At 45.3% G+C, this 18,510-nt stretch carries 15 protein-coding genes; 5 read left to right on the top strand and 10 right to left on the bottom strand.

Annotated elements, in window-relative coordinates:
* The first annotated feature begins 571 nt into the window (after window positions 1-571).
* Window positions 572-1,435 (top strand): MBL fold metallo-hydrolase, encoded by an 864-nt coding sequence (locus tag L4D76_RS11785; protein ID WP_428441096.1) that lies wholly within the window; start codon window positions 572-574, stop codon window positions 1,433-1,435.
* Between the two features lie 27 nt (window positions 1,436-1,462).
* On the opposite strand, the gene L4D76_RS11790 is transcribed toward L4D76_RS11785, so the two are convergent.
* From L4D76_RS11790 to L4D76_RS11800, 3 genes are all read right to left on the bottom strand, one after another.
* On the bottom strand, window positions 1,463-2,704 hold the full coding sequence (locus L4D76_RS11790; RefSeq protein ID WP_428441097.1) for a GGDEF domain-containing protein: 1,242 nt from the start codon (window positions 2,702-2,704) through the stop codon (window positions 1,463-1,465).
* A 221-nt stretch (window positions 2,705-2,925) separates the two neighbouring features.
* A complete protein-coding gene (locus L4D76_RS11795) occupies window positions 2,926-3,468 on the bottom strand; it encodes a DUF1415 domain-containing protein (RefSeq protein ID WP_428441098.1) in 543 nt (180 codons plus the stop codon).
* A 143-nt stretch (window positions 3,469-3,611) separates the two neighbouring features.
* Window positions 3,612-5,630, bottom strand: a complete 2,019-nt coding sequence (locus L4D76_RS11800; protein WP_428441099.1) for an exoribonuclease II — start codon at window positions 5,628-5,630, stop codon at window positions 3,612-3,614.
* A 151-nt stretch (window positions 5,631-5,781) separates the two neighbouring features.
* Between L4D76_RS11800 and L4D76_RS11805 the strand changes: the two genes are divergently transcribed.
* Window positions 5,782-6,681 carry a diguanylate cyclase domain-containing protein gene (locus L4D76_RS11805; RefSeq protein WP_428441100.1) on the top strand — a complete coding sequence of 300 codons (900 nt, stop codon included), beginning with the start codon at window positions 5,782-5,784 and terminating at the stop codon, window positions 6,679-6,681.
* A 212-nt stretch (window positions 6,682-6,893) separates the two neighbouring features.
* Window positions 6,894-8,831, top strand: coding sequence for a DEAD/DEAH box helicase (locus tag L4D76_RS11810; protein ID WP_428441101.1), 1,938 nt, complete (start codon window positions 6,894-6,896; stop codon window positions 8,829-8,831).
* Window positions 8,832-8,987: 156 nt separating this feature from the next.
* Here the strand turns inward: L4D76_RS11810 and L4D76_RS11815 are convergent, their stop codons facing one another.
* The 7 genes from L4D76_RS11815 to L4D76_RS11845 all read right to left on the bottom strand — a co-directional run bounded on the left by L4D76_RS11815 (window position 8,988) and on the right by L4D76_RS11845 (window position 16,385).
* Window positions 8,988-9,992 (bottom strand): substrate-binding domain-containing protein, encoded by a 1,005-nt coding sequence (locus L4D76_RS11815; RefSeq protein ID WP_428441102.1) that lies wholly within the window; start codon window positions 9,990-9,992, stop codon window positions 8,988-8,990.
* Between the two features lie 72 nt (window positions 9,993-10,064).
* Complete coding sequence (rbsK, locus tag L4D76_RS11820) at window positions 10,065-10,985, bottom strand: ribokinase (protein ID WP_428441103.1); 921 nt, start codon at window positions 10,983-10,985, stop codon at window positions 10,065-10,067.
* Window positions 10,986-11,139: 154 nt separating this feature from the next.
* Window positions 11,140-12,018: a ribose ABC transporter substrate-binding protein RbsB gene (rbsB, locus tag L4D76_RS11825; RefSeq protein WP_428441104.1), complete on the bottom strand. Its 879-nt coding sequence runs from the start codon at window positions 12,016-12,018 to the stop codon at window positions 11,140-11,142.
* A gap of 85 nt (window positions 12,019-12,103) precedes the next feature.
* On the bottom strand, window positions 12,104-13,105 hold the full coding sequence (gene rbsC, locus L4D76_RS11830) for a ribose ABC transporter permease (RefSeq protein ID WP_428441105.1): 1,002 nt from the start codon (window positions 13,103-13,105) through the stop codon (window positions 12,104-12,106).
* On the bottom strand, window positions 13,102-14,607 hold the full coding sequence (gene rbsA / locus L4D76_RS11835; RefSeq protein WP_428441106.1) for a ribose ABC transporter ATP-binding protein RbsA: 1,506 nt from the start codon (window positions 14,605-14,607) through the stop codon (window positions 13,102-13,104). Before rbsA ends, rbsC begins: the two co-directional genes overlap by 4 nt.
* Window positions 14,608-14,642: 35 nt before the next feature.
* Entirely contained in the window at window positions 14,643-15,062 is a 420-nt protein-coding gene (gene rbsD / locus L4D76_RS11840; protein WP_428441107.1) for a D-ribose pyranase, read from the bottom strand.
* A 531-nt stretch (window positions 15,063-15,593) separates the two neighbouring features.
* Window positions 15,594-16,385, bottom strand: coding sequence for a TOBE domain-containing protein (locus L4D76_RS11845; RefSeq protein ID WP_428441108.1), 792 nt, complete (start codon window positions 16,383-16,385; stop codon window positions 15,594-15,596).
* Window positions 16,386-16,782: 397 nt separating this feature from the next.
* On the opposite strand from L4D76_RS11845, the gene L4D76_RS11850 reads away from it, so the two are divergent.
* Complete coding sequence (locus tag L4D76_RS11850; RefSeq protein WP_428441109.1) at window positions 16,783-17,139, top strand: DsrE/DsrF/TusD sulfur relay family protein; 357 nt, start codon at window positions 16,783-16,785, stop codon at window positions 17,137-17,139.
* A gap of 306 nt (window positions 17,140-17,445) precedes the next feature.
* The gene (locus L4D76_RS11855; protein ID WP_428441110.1) at window positions 17,446-18,402 is read left to right on the top strand and encodes a DUF4382 domain-containing protein; all 957 of its coding nucleotides are present in this window, start codon (window positions 17,446-17,448) and stop codon (window positions 18,400-18,402) included.
* The last annotated feature ends 108 nt before the right edge of the window (window positions 18,403-18,510 follow it).

Consider the following 18,510-nt stretch of genomic DNA (forward strand, 5'->3'; position numbering starts at 1 on the left):
AGTTCAAAAATATTCCCCAGCCTGATATGATGATGCTCATACAGGATGATGGTGTTATGGTTTGTTTTAGCGACTGCATGGATATCATCCTGTTGATGTATTTAGTCGCTACGATCTTTAGCCACTATAATCTGAAGATAGATAACTAATGGTAATTGAGCGTTAAACGTTGTCAGATTACGATTAGTTCAATGAACAATAATAATGATAAGACTCGCCTTTTCACTTAGGGTGAGTCACTCCCGAGTATAGATCTTAACAATGGTTTGGTCGCCGATCTGTTAAGAACCCTATGCTTAACTTAATATTGGCGTTGCTGCATAGCTGGACTTACCCTTCGAAGGATAAGTTTTATTGGTAACCGAAACCCGGCGATATCGCCGGGTTTTTTGTATCTGCCTGACCATTCCTCTGATCCTCTTTTGATCTAAACTTAACGGATTACAATAATCATCCTGACGGTTGTTGTTTTATAATTTTTTTAATTAAATCAGATAAATAAGATAGGTTTGCGATACGAAACATTGTCTTAAGTTCATAAATCCTATCTCCGTTTCAAGAGGTTCATTTCATGACTGCCCAAATTAAAGCTTTTTATCATCAGAGTACGTCGACACTGAGTTATGTTGTGTTTGATCGAGTTGGTGGCCATGCAATTGTGATTGATAGTGTACTGGATTTTGCAGCTAACTCAGGAAAGGTTGAAACGCACTTTGCTGATCAGCAAGTGGTCTTTATCAAGGAAAATGATCTGACGTTGGATTGGATATTGGAAACGCATGCTCATGCAGACCATTTATCAGCGGCAAGCTACTTGAAAAATAAACTGGGTGGCAAGATTGCAATAGGAGAAGGGATCATTGAAGTGCAGAAAGCATTCAAAGATACGTTGGCTATATCTGACGAAGAATTGATCGAAGGCCATGATGGCTTTGATCACCTATTTGAGGACAATGAGTCTTTCGCTTTTGGCTCGTTAACAGGCCAAGTTCTTACTACCCCCGGGCATACCTGCGACAGTGTTACTTATCTTGTTCAGGGGAATGCTTTTGTCGGAGACACATTATTTATGCCGGACTTTGGCTCGGCCCGGTGTGACTTTCCTGGCGGTGATGCAGGGGTGCTTTATGACAGTATCATGAGACTGTATAGCTTACCTGATCAGACCAAGTTATGGATTTGCCATGACTATCAGCCTGGCGGTAGAGAGCTGGCATACTTGACCACGGTTGCAGAAAGTAAGGCTGAGAATATTCACATTAATCAAAGTGTGCAAAAAGAGGACTTTATCAGCTTCAGGGTAGATCGAGACAGTAAGTTAGATGTGCCTAAACTGCTTTACCCATCGGTTCAGGTGAATATTCGAGCGGGTCAGTTACCGGATCGTTTTTTCAAAATACCGGTAGTAATAACTAACGAGGGCCTGTTTAATTAAATACACAATTCTGTCCCCCAGCGGTTATTAGCGAGCAACTCGGTTTCGTCCTGAATTTTTTGCCTTATATAGCGCTTCATCTGCTGCTTTCAGGACGTTTTCAGGGTTATGGTCGGGAAAACTATCAGCTAAACCAATACTTACCGTGATATGCACAGATTTATTCTTCTGGTCTTGTTGTCGTAACTCAGTCCCTTTCTCATCATTTTTCGGGCGATCATTCTGAACGCGGATGATAAGATCATACTTAGCAATAGCCATACGCAATTGTTCAAGGTAATCCTGGCATTGGCTGGCTTCTTTACCTTTAAACAAAATAGTAAATTCTTCACCGCCGTAGCGGAAGATCTGGGCCCCGCCTTTTGTTTGCTGCATGATTTTAGCCACAAGTTTTAATACATCATCACCGACTTTATGGCCGTGGTTATCATTGAATTTTTTGAAATGGTCAATATCCAGCATTGCCAGGGTATAGGTTCTTCCCAGGTTTTTGAGCTCTGTTTCTAATGCGCGCCGACCGGGAATGTTTGTTAACTGATCAACAAAGGCTAATTCGTGGCTACAGGTAATAATGTTGAGTAACAGTAGCGTTGCGGCCAGTGAAAAAGCGGTGCTGGAAATAAAAGCGTACTGAAACAGGACAAAAGCCAAACTTGAAAAAAGTAAACTGATATAGACGGTTTGATCAGAACCGAAGTTACGTTTCAGAATGGTTGCCGCACTGCTGCAGGTCAACGAAAACGCCAATAAAATGAGCATTAAGGGTAAGGGGGAAAACGTGGGTATGGTGTAAAGGTAAGTCTCCCATAACCAGGTAAGTGTTGTATTGGCGAAGTGATCGACAACAAGAGCGGCCCATGCGATTTGCAATGCAATAAACAGGATGAAGTAAACACCGAATCGGGACCATAGCCGTTTATCTGGCATGATGTGGATCTGTAGTAAATTCAGAGGCAGTAAGCTAGCCAGTATGATAAAGATGAGTTTGGTTGAGTCATTCGACAATGGTTCTTGTAAATAGGTTTGTATGATGTAGTAAGCCACCATCATGAGAAGCGCGACTAACCCTGTTCTGCCCTGATTAAACGGTTGGCTTAGAAGGACAACTAAAGAAAATAAAATATAAGGCAGGGTCAGGAGCAAGTCTTGGTATGAGGCTAAGACGGCAGTAAGCCCTTCTAATGCAAATATCATCAGAATTGAGATCAGCAATGGCGACCCAAATCGAAATCCAGCGCTTCTAAAAACGGCAAATGAAAGTGATGGCATTCAAATAATTCCCTTATTCAGGGCCATAGTATAACGAAACAGCGGTAATCCCCTTAGCTAAACAGTCAACACAAAAGCAATAGTTAGAATTATGACTATTTTTTAGCTTTTTCCTAAGCAAAAAAGGGAGTTACTAACATTGTATACCCAAACCAGATCAAAATGCAGAGTTCTCGTATCTTGAGGTGGTCTGAGTATAGGAATATCGTCAGTAAATGGGATTACTTTATAAGATAAGGAAACAATTTTCGTTTCTGATCTGCCGTCAGGTTCTGAATACATTCGATATTGCGTTCAGGGATACCCTCAGGATCCGGGTAGTGCTTTAATACTTTTTCCATACTTTCCTCACGGATTAGATGGAAAATAGGATATGGCGAACGGTTGGTCAGGTTTTCGGCATCGTCAGGTTCAGCACCGTAGAAACAATAGTCAGGGTGGAAGCTGGCAATCTGATAAATCCCTTCCTTTCTTATTTGGATCAGTAGCCCTTCGACCAAATCAAGAAATTGGTTGTAGTCATCAAATTCCTCAAACAGGTTGGGTGCAACAACTAGCGTGGTTTCCAATTCGTCCGCCGGGGTTTGATCGAGCAACATCAGCTCTTGATAGATAGCTTCAAGCACTACCTCCTCTGAGGTTTCTTCACACACCTGAATCTTGATCTGGTTGTTACGGTTAGGCTTTGCTGCAAAAGGGCATAAGTTAAGCCCAATAACGACATCTTCTAACCATTGTTGAACATCTTTTGTGACTTGCGACATGGCTGACTCTTATCTTTATATTAATTATTTTATAGTATTGCTATCGCCAAACTACTTCAAGATACGCGCTGTGCGCTGTATTTTGGATATAAAAAGGGTCAGTACGTGACTGACCCTTTGTACCGAATTAAAGAAGCTACAGCTTATGCGTTTTCTTCTTCAGTACTTTTCTCTGCAGTTTCAGCTGGAGCCGGGAACTGTTGAACCGGTTTAGCAACAAGCTGACGAGTCGCTGCACGAACCTCAGCTAATTTAACTTCAAACGTATCACCAAGCTGGTATTCTTTTACCGTATCGATAGTGACGGTACCTAATTCACTATTACACACGATGCGTTGCTTGTTATCAACGATAAGCGATGCAGGGATAAATGCCGAAGCACCAATCTCAAGTAAGCGAATGCGTATACCTGCACGGTTTATATCGAAGATTTCACCGTTGAAGATGGTTTCTTCTTTTACTGAATTTTTTAGCAGGCGAACATACAACCAATCAGCGACATTACGCTCTGCCATACGGTGGCTACGGCGGTGATTAGCGATCTCTTCACCAACTGTATCATCTGGCTTTTGCGTAGGTTCATTACCTGAAATCACCGCTTTAAGCAGACGGTGGTTGATCATATCGCCGTACTTACGGATTGGTGACGTCCAGGTTGCGTAGACATCAAGGCCCATTGCATAGTGCGGGGAAGGTTGATTACCAACTTCACTATAGGCCTGGAATTTACGTAGACGGTTGTCCAGGTAAGTTGAGTCCAGATCATTTAACCAGCGACGCAGGGCACTGAAGCCTTCTAATGTCGTCAGCTGGTCTTTTTCAAATGGCGCTTCGGCTTCGGTTAAGAAATTCATCGCGGTATCGAGTTTCTCGGGATGAAAGCCGTTGTGGTAGTTGAACACACCGGTACCGAATTTTTCTTTAAGTACACGACCAGCACAGATATTGGCTGTGATCATCGCTTCTTCAATCATACGGTTGGCCGTACGGCGAGGATCCGTATGAATCGCAATTACATCGTTATCTTCACTTAGCTCAAAACGGTAATCGGGACGATCCGGGAAGACAACGGCAGTGTTAGTACGCCACTCACTACGCGCGTTGGCAAAACCATGCAGCGCATCGATTTGTGCTGCGATAACGTCGTTTGGTACCCAGTTATCACATTGACCGTTTTCAATCAGATCAGAAACGTTGTCATAGGCCAATCGTGCCTGTGATCTAATCCATGCTGCAAAAAATGCAATATCATCTTGAATGACACCGTCTTTATCAATGCTCACTCGACAACAAATAACAGGGCGTTTTTCATTTTCGATCAATGAACAAAGCTCATCACTTAACTCACGTGGCAACATTGGGATGTTGCGACCTGGCAAGTAGATAGTAAAACCACGTTGACGGGCTTCATCGTCCATCTTGTCGCCAACAGCAATGTAAGAGGTTGGATCAGCAATCGCAATGGTGATCTCAAAGCTGCCATCGTCTCTTTTAACCGTGTAAAGGGCGTCATCCATATCTTTGGTCGATTCACCATCGATAGTAATGAATGGAAGCTCGGTTAAGTCCTGACGTTCTAAGCCTTCTTCCAACATGCTCCAGCTTTCTTGCGGCGCAGGTTCGGCGTTAGGCAGTTCATGACGGGCAAGCGTTACCCACCATGGCGCAATTTTATCGTTGCTGTCAGTGATTTTTTCTTTGACTTCACAGAAAAACGTTTTGTTTTTGTTAGAGGGCTTATCGTCACCAAGTGGATGGCTATTCAGGTTAGCGACAACCCAGTCACTTTCTTTAAGGCTCTCTGGGTTAAGTCCCTTTACCGGACGCGCTTTAATAGCATCTTTTAGCTGAGGATGATCAGGGACGACGTGAAGACGATCACGGATCAATTTAACTCGGCCAATAAAACGTGTCAGGTTTTGCTCTACCAGTTCTTGAGGTTCTGCAACTTCTCGCTCTTTTTCTGTACGAATAACAGCAACAACACGGTCACCGTGCATGACATTTTTCATATAGGCAGGCGGGATGAAAAAGCTTTCTTTATTGTCTGTCTCTAGAAAGCCAAAACCACGGTCAGTTGCCTTTACGTTACCTTCCTTTTTAGGAAGGGTTTCTTGAATTTGTTTTTTAAGCTGTGCTAGCAGCGGATTATCTTGAAACATTATGCCTGGTCTCAGATTGTGAACCGAGACACTATACGTATTTGGGGCTGTAAAACCAAGATTTGGGGGGGGGATATTTTCAGATTGCTGTTATCACCGAGTCAATAAACATATTAATAAGATAAAGTTCAGTTGGCTCTGGGGAAATGTTATGACGGTCTGTTTAAAGGATGAGTTCAATCAGCTAGTCGATTTGTTGGCACGGCAGGCAAATATGGAGCGCTGGTGTCAGTTAGTACTGCCGATCCAGATGCATGATCGGAATGTCGGCTATATATATGCAGAAACACTAGAAGCGAAGCATTTTGAAGCGAACTTTGAATATGTTGAAAAACTGTTAGTGCTGCTTTCTTCTGATATTAGTGCCCGCGTACTTCGCGAAGAAGTCATCCATCACAACCTGACCCGTCGTAGTGTCGAAGCTGAGCTGTTAGCGAAAGATCACTCCATCAATGCATATCTGAGTTTATTACGTAATTTTCATGAAGTAACGCTGGCTTTAGCAAAAGCACCGGGCCTTGATGAGTTGTACCGCACAGCGGTGTACCTTGGCCGAAAACAGCTCGGTATTGATCGCATGGCAATCTTCCTCACTGATTTTATAAAGAATGAAATGAAGGGGACCTATGGAACAGATCCGCTAGGAAATCTGGTACAACGTTCAGACTTTACCAGCCCGATACCCGATCATCCGTTAGTGAATGAAGCCCTCAGCCACAAAGATCATGTCGTGGTTAAAGAAAATGCCCCTCTATATTATGGAACCAATCAGGTCGGTATTGGTTGGAACGCGATGATTGCGATTAATTCAGCACAAGCGGCGTTCATCGCCGAAGAAATGTTGTTGGCTATTTCTGAGCTGGCGCTGGAGCATCGTGCGTCACCACCTGGGAGGGTGACAATTAGTATAGGAAGCCAGACATTGACGCCTGATGGTGATAATCATCCAAAGAAATTAATTTCGGCTGCTGATGAAGCGCTATATTTGGCTAAAGAAAGCGGAAGAGGGCTGCTTATTCAATGGGATAGTACCAATATGTCCAAGATTTAGGGCACAAAGTGTTTAACCTACATACTTATTGTTCAATAAGTAGTGGTTTGAATGTTAATTTGTGACAGCCTTCAACTTTTTCTGGCATTTTATCGAGTAATGGCTCACAATGCGCGCCTCATATCGTCGAGGCCCATGCTTGTGGTTGCTGTTGCAGAACTCTTAAAGCAGAAGGGGCCCCGTTTTACGTTAGATTATTTATTGGGATCCCAATGCTAGAATCTGTTACAGAATTTCGCCAGTTAGATCTGGCCGACACACTACTTTCCGCACTTGACTCAATGGGCTTCGTTGCGCCTACGCCTATCCAGGCGGCGTCTATTCCTCTACTACTTACAGGTGCAGATGCACTTGGTAAGGCACAGACTGGTACTGGTAAAACGGCTGCGTTTTCACTACCTGTTCTGAACAAAGTAGACCTTTCTCAGCATAAGCCTCAGGCTATCGTTATGGCTCCAACACGTGAGCTGGCGATTCAGGTTGCTGCAGAAATCAAAGTTCTTGGTCAAAATATCAAGGGACTTAAAGTTTTAGAGATCTACGGTGGTGCTTCTATCGTTGATCAAATGCGTGCACTTAAAAATGGTGCTCACATTGTTGTTGGTACTCCGGGTCGTGTTAAAGACCTTATTTCACGTGATCGTCTGCACCTTGATGAAGTTAGTACGTTTGTACTGGATGAAGCTGACGAAATGTTGAAAATGGGCTTCGTTGATGACGTTACTTGGATCATGGAGCAAGCTCCTGCATCTGCACAACGCGTATTGTTCTCGGCAACTATGCCTCCAATCGTTAAGCAAATTGTTGACCGTTTCCTACGTAACCCAGAGCGCATTGACGTTGCTGGCGATAACCGTACGGTTGCTCAGGTAGAGCAGCAGTTCTGGGTAGTTAAAGGTGTAGAGAAAGACGAAGCAATGATTCGTATGCTCGAAACTGAAGAGAACATCGATGCGTCAATCGTATTCGTTCGTACTCGTCAGGATACTGAGCGTCTGGCTGACTGGTTATCTTCTCGTGGTTGCAAGGCTGCAGCACTACACGGTGATATTCCTCAGTCTCTGCGTGAGCGTACTGTTGATCACATCAAACGTGGCGTTATCGACGTACTAGTTGCAACTGACGTTGTTGCTCGTGGTCTTGATGTAGCTCGTATTACCCACGTATTCAACTACGATATTCCGTTCGATGTAGAATCTTACATCCACCGTATCGGTCGTACTGGTCGTGCAGGCCGTTCTGGTAAAGCGATCCTGTTGGTTCGTACCAACCAGGTCCGTATGCTTCGCACTATCGAGCGTGTAACTAAGTCTCGCATGGAAGAAATCCAACTTCCTAACCGTGATGCCGTTGCTGCAGCTCGCTTGACTCGTCTTGGTCAAGAGCTAGAAACACAGAAAGAACAAGCAACGCTTGAAGCTTTTGTTGAGCTAGTTGGCAAGCTACAAGAAACGATTGATGTTGATGCTGCAACACTTGCTGCTATGCTTCTTCAGCGCCAGCAGGGTAACCGTCCTCTGTTCTACAAAGGTCCGGACCCAATGATCGCTGCTATCGATCGTGAACAAAAACGCCGTGAGCGTCGTGGCAATGATGATCGCGGTGATCGCGGTGATCGCGGTGATCGCGGTGATCGCGGTAGTCGTGGTGGCGAACGCGGTGAGCGTCGTTCTTACAACAATGCTGACTGGGATACTTACCAGCTTCAAGTTGGCCGTGAACAAGGTGTTCAGGTTAAAGATATCGTTGGCGCTATCGCAAACGAACTTGGCCTGACTAAAGAATTTATCGGTGCTATCAAACTTGCACCTAGCCACACTTATGTTCAGCTTCCTAAGAAAATGACGGCAGAAGTTGCTACTCAGCTTAAGAAACTACGCATTCGTCAAAACGAAGCGAAAGCTGTTGTTGTTGAAGGCGAAGTTCTGCGTGAGCATAACCCTCGTGGCGGCAACCGTGACGGCAACCGTGACGGTAACCGCGGTGGCTACCGTGGTAACCGCGAAGGTAATCGTGAAGGTGGCAATGGTGGTCGTCGTTTCGATCGCAACCGTGGCGGTGACAGCCGTGGTAGTCACCGTGGTGAGCGTAATCACGGTAACAGTGACAGTCCTCGCCGTACTGGCGGTGAGAGTAGCAACAACGCATAATCACTTGTTATCTGAAAAGCCGGGCTTAATGCCCGGCTTTTTTATACCTGTAATCTGGTAATCGATTAACCAATCAGAGCTTTGTCAGCGGTTTGATGACAAGTGTAAAAAAGCCCGCATCGCGGGCTTCTGTTATTTATTTAAGGAAGAATATTTTCAGCTTACAGTCTTCACACTGTCACGTTCAACCAAGGTGGGTTCAAGTTGAATGACCTGGTTTGATACACGTTTGGTTTTAATTTTATCTAGCAATGTATCTACCGCTTGTTGCCCTAAACGATGTTTCGGCTGGTGGATCGTGGTTAGTGACGGCGTAATATACTTCGCCAGTTTGATATCATCATATCCGACAATAGAAATATCATCTGGTACCGAGATGCCTTTTTTGTTGGCAGTATTAATAACTCCCATAGCCATCATGTCATTACAAACAAATAGCGCAGACGGAAGTGGCCCTTTTGAGTAAAGCTCTTCAAACGCTTTTTCACCGCCTTCACATTCGAATTTTCCTGATATGATCCAGTTTTTATTAATCGTCAGGCCTGACTCTTCCATTGCCTGAATAAAACCGGATAAACGCTGCTGCGCAGATAGTTTGTCTAGCGGGCCTGTCAGGCAGCCAATTTCTTTATGACCCTTAGCGATTAAATGACGGGTGGCCAGATAGCCGCCGTGGTGGGAATTGTCCTGAATTTTATCGCTTGGAAAGTCCATTGGCCCCCAGTCCATGACTACGGTCGGAACGGGCTGGTGACGAGAAAAGAGATCAAAAGCCTGGCCTTCGACTTCGCTACACATCAGTAACAGGCCATCGACACGCTTTTGCAGCAAGGTATCGAGGTTGGAATGCATCCGTTCCAGATCGCCTTCGGTGTTGCACAGGATCAAGTTATAACCATGCTCATAGCAACGACGTTCAACGCCTTTGACGACTTCACCAAAGAATGGATTGGTTGACGTGGTTACCAGCATGCCAAAGGTACGGGTGTGGTTTACTTTTAAACTACGAGCAAGGGCAGAAGGGGCATAATTAAGTGTTTCGACTGCAGCCAGAACACGCTGTGAAATATCTTCACTCACAAAACGCGTTTTGTTGAGCACGTGGCTGACAGTAGAGGTAGAAACTCCAGCATGTTTTGCAACGTCTTTGATAGTCGCCATCAATTTCTCCCTGATTTATTTTCTGTTTGCAGTTTACATGATCCATGCAGGTAAACTGCGGATCAGATTATATTAGCTATGCTCAATGAGAAAGCGTTTTACTTCACTACGATGTGGAATAGAGGTCTGAGCCCCCATACGTGTGACCGAAATCGCAGCAGCTGCATGAGCAAAGCGAATAGCTTCATCCAGCTTACGGCCTTCCTGCAGACCTGTCAGTAAAGCACCGTTAAATGTGTCGCCAGCGCCAGTGGTATCTGTTGCTTCAACCCTGAAGCCTTCTACCTGCTGGCCATTACCATTCTGGCTGACCCATACACCCTGGCTTCCCAGAGTGATCATAACAAGTTCGATACCCTTAGCATGCAACGCATCTGCTGCTAGTTGAGCTGATGCCATATCCGTTACTTTGATGCCGGTTAACAATTCTGCTTCCGTTTCATTTGGCGTTATCATATCGACAAGTTGCAATAAGTCATCTGATAATGGCTGAGCAGGGGCCGGATTAAGCACAACCCGTGTTCCCGCTGACTTGGCAACTTGCGCGGCTGCTTCGATTGTTTCAATCGGAGTTTCCAACTGCATTAACAAAGTATCAGCGTCAGCGATCAGTTTATGATGTGGTTCAATGCGTGCCGGGGTTAAGCAGCCATTGGCTTCGGCAGAAATACAGATGCTATTTTCGCCGGTTGCAGCTACCTGAATCATCGCAATACCGGTCGGTATGTTTTCTTCAACCATCACCGCTTCGGTATTGATGCCTTCGTTGGCAAATGTTTCAAGCATGGTGTGGCCAAAACTGTCATCACCAACGCTGGCAATGAAGGCAATATCAGCACCTAGACGTGCCGCAGCTACCGCCTGATTGGCCCCTTTGCCACCAGGAATAACACAATAACTGTGACCGTGTAACGTTTCGCCCGGACGAGGGAAAGAAGCAACCTGAAGAACGTGGTCGGCGTTAACGCTACCTAGAACAACTAACTTATTCATAAACGAACCTTTTTAATTATGAATGTTGGTCAAAATGTATTGGCTAGGACTGTGAGTACAGTGCTAAACGATAGACTTTGATTTTGGTAAGAGAGGCGAGTTTCGAGTGTCTAGATACTAGGTACTAGTTTCTCGAAACTCGCCACGGGGTTTCTTATTTCGTGATTACTTTCAGTTGTACCGGGATGTATTTCTCTACTGATTCGCCTTTCAGCACTTTGTCAGCAGTTTCCACACCCAGCGCACCAATAAGAGCTGGCTGTTGTGCGATAGTTGCGCCCAGAATACCGCGGTTAACGGCTGCGATACCGTCTTCAGTACCGTCAAAGCCAACGATTAATACGTCTTTACCTGAAGCCTGAACAGCGCGAAGTGCACCCAGAGCCATTTCATCGTTCTGAGCGAATACAGCCTGAACGTCTGGGTTGGCGGCAAGCATGTTTTCCATTACGTTCAGACCTTTAGTACGGTCGAAATCAGCAGGCTGGCTAGCAAGTAGCTCCATACCGCTGCTTTCAACGGCGTTCATGAAGCCTTGACCACGCTCACGAGCGGCAGATGTACCGGCAATGCCTTCAAGCTGGATAACACGGGCTTTTTCGCCCACTTTTTCCATGATGAACTTACCGGCCATTTCACCACCCGCAACGTTATCAGAAGCAATGTGGCTTACCACTTCACCACGGCTTGCGCCACGGTCAAGAGTCAGTACCGGAATGTTCGAGCGGTTCGCCATACGAATTGCGTTAGATACCGCATCTGAATCGGTAGGGTTAATCAGAATCGCCTTAACGCCGCGAACAGTCAGATCTTCTACGTTAGAAAGCTCTTTGCTCGGGTCGTTTTGAGAATCCAGAACAATCAGGTTGTAGCCCAGCTCTTTTGCTTTCGCTTCAGCGCCTTCTTTCATGGAAACAAAGAACGGGTTGTTCAGCGTAGAGACAACCATTGCCATCGTGTCTTGTGCAGAAGCAGTCGTGCTGAAAGAAGCCGAAAGAACAGCAGCAGAGATTAGGGTTGCTAACTTTTTCATTCTATATTCCTTATATATTTCGGGTCAGGTTTTCGGGCATTCAATACGGGATTGCGTTGATGCCCGGTACACAGAGGGTTAGGGTTTACTTCTTTTTAGTCTCTACCAGTACTGCCAGCAAAATGACCACTGCTTTTGCAATCATCTGGTAGTAAGAGGACACATCTAACAGGTTTAGTGCGTTGTTAAGGAAGCCGATGATCAGAGCACCGATTAAGGTACCCATGATTCGACCTTTGCCCCCAGCCAGGCTGGTACCACCAAGCACGACAGCAGCAATCGCATCCAATTCGTATCCCATACCTGCAGTAGGCTGAGCGGATGAAAGACGAGAGGTTACGATGATGGCGGCAAGGGCTGCTAACAGACCGCAGATTGCGTAGACGCCAATCTTGACGCGATCTACGTTGATGCCTGATAAGCGAGTTGCCGATTCGTTTCCGCCCAGTGCGTAGATGTAACGACCGAAGCGGGTATGATTGAGCAGGTACCATACAGAGGCGAACACGATTACCATCAGCCAGATTGGAACAGGGATACCCATTGCGTAACCTGTACCGAACCAAGCGAAGCTATCTGCTACGTCTGTAAAGCCCGTTGAAATAGGACGACCGTCAGTGTAAACCATGGTCACACCACGTAATAAAGTCATGGTTACCAGCGTTGCAATGAACGCCTGAACTTTACCTTTGGCGATGATCACCCCACTGATTGCACCTAAAGCCGCACCAGCAAGCAGGGCAGTTGGCACTGCAATGATTGCCGGAATTTCCAGTCCAATCATGGTGGCTGCAAAGGCACCGCAGAGAGCCAGTACTGAGCCGACACTCAAATCAATGCCCGCGGTTAAGATAACCAGCGTCATACCCACCGCAATAATCGCATTCACCGACGTTTGACGAAGAATGTTCAGAATGTTGTCGACGGTAAAAAAGTTCGGGTTAAGGAAAGACACGACTGTGATCAGCAGGATCAAAGCGATTAGTGATTTCTGTTCAATTAACCATTCTTTAGTAAAAAGCTTATTGGCGTGTGAAACATGCTTTTCAGTCGATTGCTTATTCTTGGTCATAGCGTTGTCACTCATGCTGCTACCTCATTGATTTTTTTACCAACAGCGCAAGCCATTAGTTTTTCCTGATCGGCATCGGCTGCCATAAATTCGCCACTGATATGGCCTTCGTGCATCACCATAATGCGATCACTCATGCCCAGTACTTCAGGCATTTCAGATGACACTAAAATGATGCTCATGCCATCGGCTTTGAACTGGTTGATCAGCTGGTAAATTTCTTTCTTCGCCCCGACATCGACACCGCGTGTCGGTTCATCAAGAATAAGTACTTTGGGTCTGGTCATCAGGCCTTTGGCGATGGCGACTTTCTGTTGATTACCACCAGACAAGTTGCCAATGATTTGATCGCGGGTAGGTGTCTTGATATTGAACAGGCGGATAAAGTCTTCAACTGCTGTGACTTCATCGTAGTGTTTAAGCTGCATACCTTTTGACAACTGTTCTAAGGCACAAAGCGACATGTTTTCTTTTACAGATAGCCCTAAGACAAGCCCATCACCTTTACGGTCTTCAGAAATATAAGCAATACCGTTAGCAAGGCCATCATGTGGTGAGATCGGATTAATGACTTTGCCATTTAATACGATATCGCCGGAATCACGGTGCAGTGCTCCATAAATAATTTTCATCAGTTCAGTTCGGCCAGCACCCATCAGGCCGGATACGCCGAGGATCTCGCCGCGATCAAGCTTGAAGTTCACATTGTGAACACCTGAGCCTGACAGGTTTTTTACTTCCAGGCAGGTTGTGCCATGTGTGGCGTCTATACGTGGGTATTGTTCTTCTAAGCGGCGGCCGACCATCATTTCAATCAGCCCGTCTTCATCAATGTCAGCAACCCGGCGTTCACCGATGAACTTACCATCGCGAAGAACGGTGATGTCATCGCAGATTTCAAAGATTTCTTTCAGACGGTGAGAGATATAAACGATGCCGCAGCCTTCATCGCGCAGCTCGTTGATCACTTTGAACAGTGATTCGGTTTCAGTGTCTGTCAGAGCATCTGTCGGCTCATCCATGATGATGWCCTGTGACTTGAACGACAGGGCTTTGGCAATTTCAACCATCTGTTGCTCACCAAGGCTCAGTTCACCCAGTAACTGACGTGAGTGGTGGCTCACATTCAGGCGTTGCAGAAGCGCATCGGCTTCACGATACATCTCAGACCATTTGATGCCACCAAACGCATTGGTTTTTTCACGGCCGAGGAAAATATTTTCAGCAATAGTCAGTTCAGGGATCAGGTTTAATTCCTGGTGAATAATACTGATCCCTGCTTCCTGAGAGTGTCGCGGTCCATCGAAATTTACAGGCTGGCCCTGATAGCGGATTTCACCGGCATCCATGGCATAGATACCCGTTAACGATTTCATCAGGGTTGACTTACCGGCACCGTTCTCACCCAGCAAGGCCATGACCTTACCCGGGTAAACATTCAAACAAGCGTTGTCTAAGGCTTTTACGCCAGGGAATGCTTTTTCGATGCCTTTAAGTTCTAAAATTGGCTGGTTCATGTCAGCTCCTTGCGATTATTCCGAAAGTCGAGGGGTTAAAAAACAACGCCTGACTGGAAAATTACGTTCGCATAAGGCGTGCATTCACCTGTGCGAATTACTGCTTTACTGTTTTGCGTATGTACTTTGAATGCTTCGTGGCTGACGTAAGAAACGGTGATTTTCTTATTGCATAACGTTTCTTCTTCGCGGATCAGTGCAATCAGCGCTTGGTGTAATTCCGGGCTGACTTGTGCAAACTCTTCTGCAAGTACAACGCCTTCAATTTGCATTTCACCTAAAACAGCTTTGACGGTATCGATAAAAGTAGGGACGCCAGGAATTAATGCGAGATCGATACGTTGTGTCTCATCAGGGATCGGCAATCCAGCGTCGCAAATGGTGACTTCATCGGTATGACCTAGAGTCGCAATGACATAGGACAGATCGGCGTTGATGAGTGCGTTTTTCTTCATGGGTAGCACCTTTAATAATTCATGGTGGTGATGCTTTATGAGTTTAGCCAATCGTAGTTATTAATCTCTGAATTGGCTGTTTTATGCCATCGAAACGTTTACGCAAACGTTTCGATGGCTAAAATGTAGTTTGAAAAGTGATGAATTGCACTCTGGATTATCGCAAAGTGTGATTGAGATCGGCCCTAAATATACCCGAGCCGAATAAATGGAGGGGTGGATCACAATATAAAATCAGCGTGAGGCGGTAATAGGGACTTGCTGTAGGAGTTGTCTCTTTGAATTTTTATCGATTGGTACTATTGGATGCTTACAGTGAATGCAATCAGGCATGGTCGTATCATCGGTAAATTCATCGTTTATTATGCTATTGCTTGAACAGGTTTCAGTCACATTTTTGTTGGTTTCGCTTAAAAAAAGGTATGACTTACACGAGTGTCACTCGTTGGTATGCTGTTAGCGGTGTTACTGCTGGTGGTTTGGTTATCGACACTATTAGTGGGCTTTGCATCTAGGGGGAGTGTGAAAAAACTAGCACATTGTCGCAATAATGACCTGGGTGGAATGAAAGCAGGCGTAGATCTTCTCACCAATAGCTAAGTCGGTATCTGCCAGAATTGGGTTATCGACGAACGCACACACTTCATCAACCTCATTAAGGCCGACGGTGACTTCTGCTGAAGTTTTACCGCGACTGATGGCTTTAATATTGCCTTTTAGCTGATTGTCGTAAGGTAATTCAGAGGACGTTTCATTTACTACCACAACGGATGGCCCTTTGATCAGTGCGACGACATCTTTGCCGGTTTCGAGCTGTAGTCTTACTGTGCTGCCATGAGTAATTGTCGCTGAAATATGCTGGTTGTCGTTTAATGCTATAAAAATGAGATCATGGAGTTCATGACGCTCAATATGACTAATGGTGCCAAATAACTGATTGCGGGCACTGGTTTGTAATGAAAATTTACTCATCACACCAAGCAGGCTATGTAATGGCGCGTTCTCATCGTTTAACGCTTTTAGTCCCATATCCTGGATTTTATCCAGCAGATCGTACATCTGAATAATCCGTTCACCGAAATGGGTGAGAGATGCACCACCTCCGCCTTTTCCCCCTTTTTCGCTGGTGACTAAAGGTTCCTTGGAGCGACTATTCATATCTTTGATCGCATCATAGGCGGCTTTGTAACTGATCCCTGCCTGTTTAGCGCCCTGACTTATCGATCCCGTCACCTGAACTGCTTTTAGCAGTGCCACGCGTCGAGGGTTGGCAAACACTTTGCCATTTTCGGAAAGGGTTAAGAGTGCATCAAAGTCCATCATTGCCGGGTTTGTACCTTAAGTTCATAAAAATAGAGCTAAATCAGAAATATAACCTCTGTTTTGCAATAAAGTATACCTCAGTAAGTGTAAAGCATTTACTGTTTTTCAGCCTTCAAACTAATATACCCAAACCACTTCAAGATGCAGTGTTCAGCGAGAATTCAGTGGCTTTTAGGCAAGGCAGCCATATAAGCGAATAGTGGTTCTATTTGGAGTATGGCTAACGCAGTATAAAAGCCAATGAAACTCGCCCTTTGGGAGCTCCTCTGGAAATTCACTTCCGCGCAAAATGTGCTTGAAAGGGGATGCCATTCCTACACACATTTCGCTAGAATTGAATTCCCAGAGGAAGCTCTGATTCATGCATCTTGAAGTAGTTTGGGTATAAGTGATGACTATGCAAAATATTCTTTTTATCTTAAATGAGGCGCCTTACGGCTCTGAACGTTCATTCAATGCGTTACGGCTGGCGATCAATTTGAACGAACAAGAGCACCAGGAAACCCGGTTGCAGCTCTTTTTGATGTCAGATTCAGTTAGCTGTGCGTTAGTAAAGCAGACGCCATCTGAGGGTTACAACATTCAGCAAATGCTGGAAATCCTGTTGGCCCAGGGAGCGGAAGTGAAACTGTGCAAGACCTGTGCGGATGCGCGCGGTTTGTCTATGTTACCACTGATTGAAGGTGCTGAAATTGGCACATTGGATGATCTATCGTTATGGACACTGAATGCCGATAAAGTACTGAGCTTTTAAAGCAGTTTCGAACGTATTTAAGCTAGGTTCTAGGTTCTAGGTTCTAGGTTCTAGGTTCTAGGTTCTAGGTTCTAGGTTCTAGGTTCTAGGTTCTAGGTTCTAGGTTCTAGATTCTCGTTTCTAGGTCCTAGATTCTAGCTTTCTGTATCACGCCGACAAATATGATTGATAAATGTACATATAGCCATCAAGTTGCACCTTCAATGTCAATTGATTGTCAGAATATCCCTTGCTTTGAGCCATGACCTACAACAAGAAACCTAAGCACGTTATTCTCCGGCACATAATAATTGTGAGGGTGTAGCAGTGAAAAAAGCAGTAATTGCAGGGTTTGTTGGTTTAATGCTGGCTGGGTGTGGCGGCGGTGGTTCTTCTGATACAGGGAGCGGAACCGGAAAATTTTCATTGGCCTTTTCAGATGCAACTGTGGATGGTCTTGAGCAGGTTTGTGTCGCGTTTGATCAAATATCGGTACACCATACCGATGGAGGTGAATCAAGCTGGGGTACCACCTCTTTTGCTGCCGATCAAAGCTCACCTGAGTGTATTCCTGCGGGTATGACAATACCTGGCGCTGATACTGGCAATTCTGAATTTATGGTGATCAACCTGATGGCTTATCAGGGTAACGATTCACTACAGGTACTCAGCGATGAAGTGATGGAAGCCGGCAAATATACCCAGATGCGATTATCGGTACTGGAAAAGGGGACTTACAGCGACGGCACACCGTATTCTCATGTGGTGACAGACACTGATAATGTTGAGGGAATTAAGGTTCCAAGCGGTGAATTAAAGCTGGATGGCTTTGATGTTACTGCAGATGCAACTCAGGCTTACACCCTGGAGTTTGATCTTCGTAAGAGTATGGTTGAAAACGCGAATGGCTATCAACTGAAGCCTCGTGGTGTACGTCTGGTGAACAACGAAGGTGTCGCTCACATTGATGGCACGGTGGGCAGTGAAGCGTGCCTCGGTAACCTTAATGATGCGTTTGTTTATATCTACCCGGCATCAACGGAAGAGTATGGTGATTTAGGCTCAGACTTTGAACCCTTTACATCTGCAGCGGTAGAGGTTGATACCACCTCCGGAGAAGGTCAATTTGAAGTAGGTTATGTCTCTTTAGGTGCTTACGACTTAGCGTTAGTTTGTAATGGTAGCGAAGATGATTCAGAATTAGGCGGCGACCCGCTCAGTATTGTTGATCTAATCATTGCAGATCTTGTACTACCCATAGCCGGCGTCACAGTATCGTTCTGATTTTTTAGTATTGACCACCTTAATAAACAAAACCCGCATTTAGCGGGTTTTGTCGTTAGCCATGAATGAAGTGAAATATACCAACCGGGACAATAATCTGGTTAATTC

The sequence above is a fragment of the Photobacterium sagamiensis genome (genome assembly GCF_050337085.1).
GTDB lineage: Bacteria > Pseudomonadota > Gammaproteobacteria > Enterobacterales > Vibrionaceae > Photobacterium > Photobacterium sagamiensis.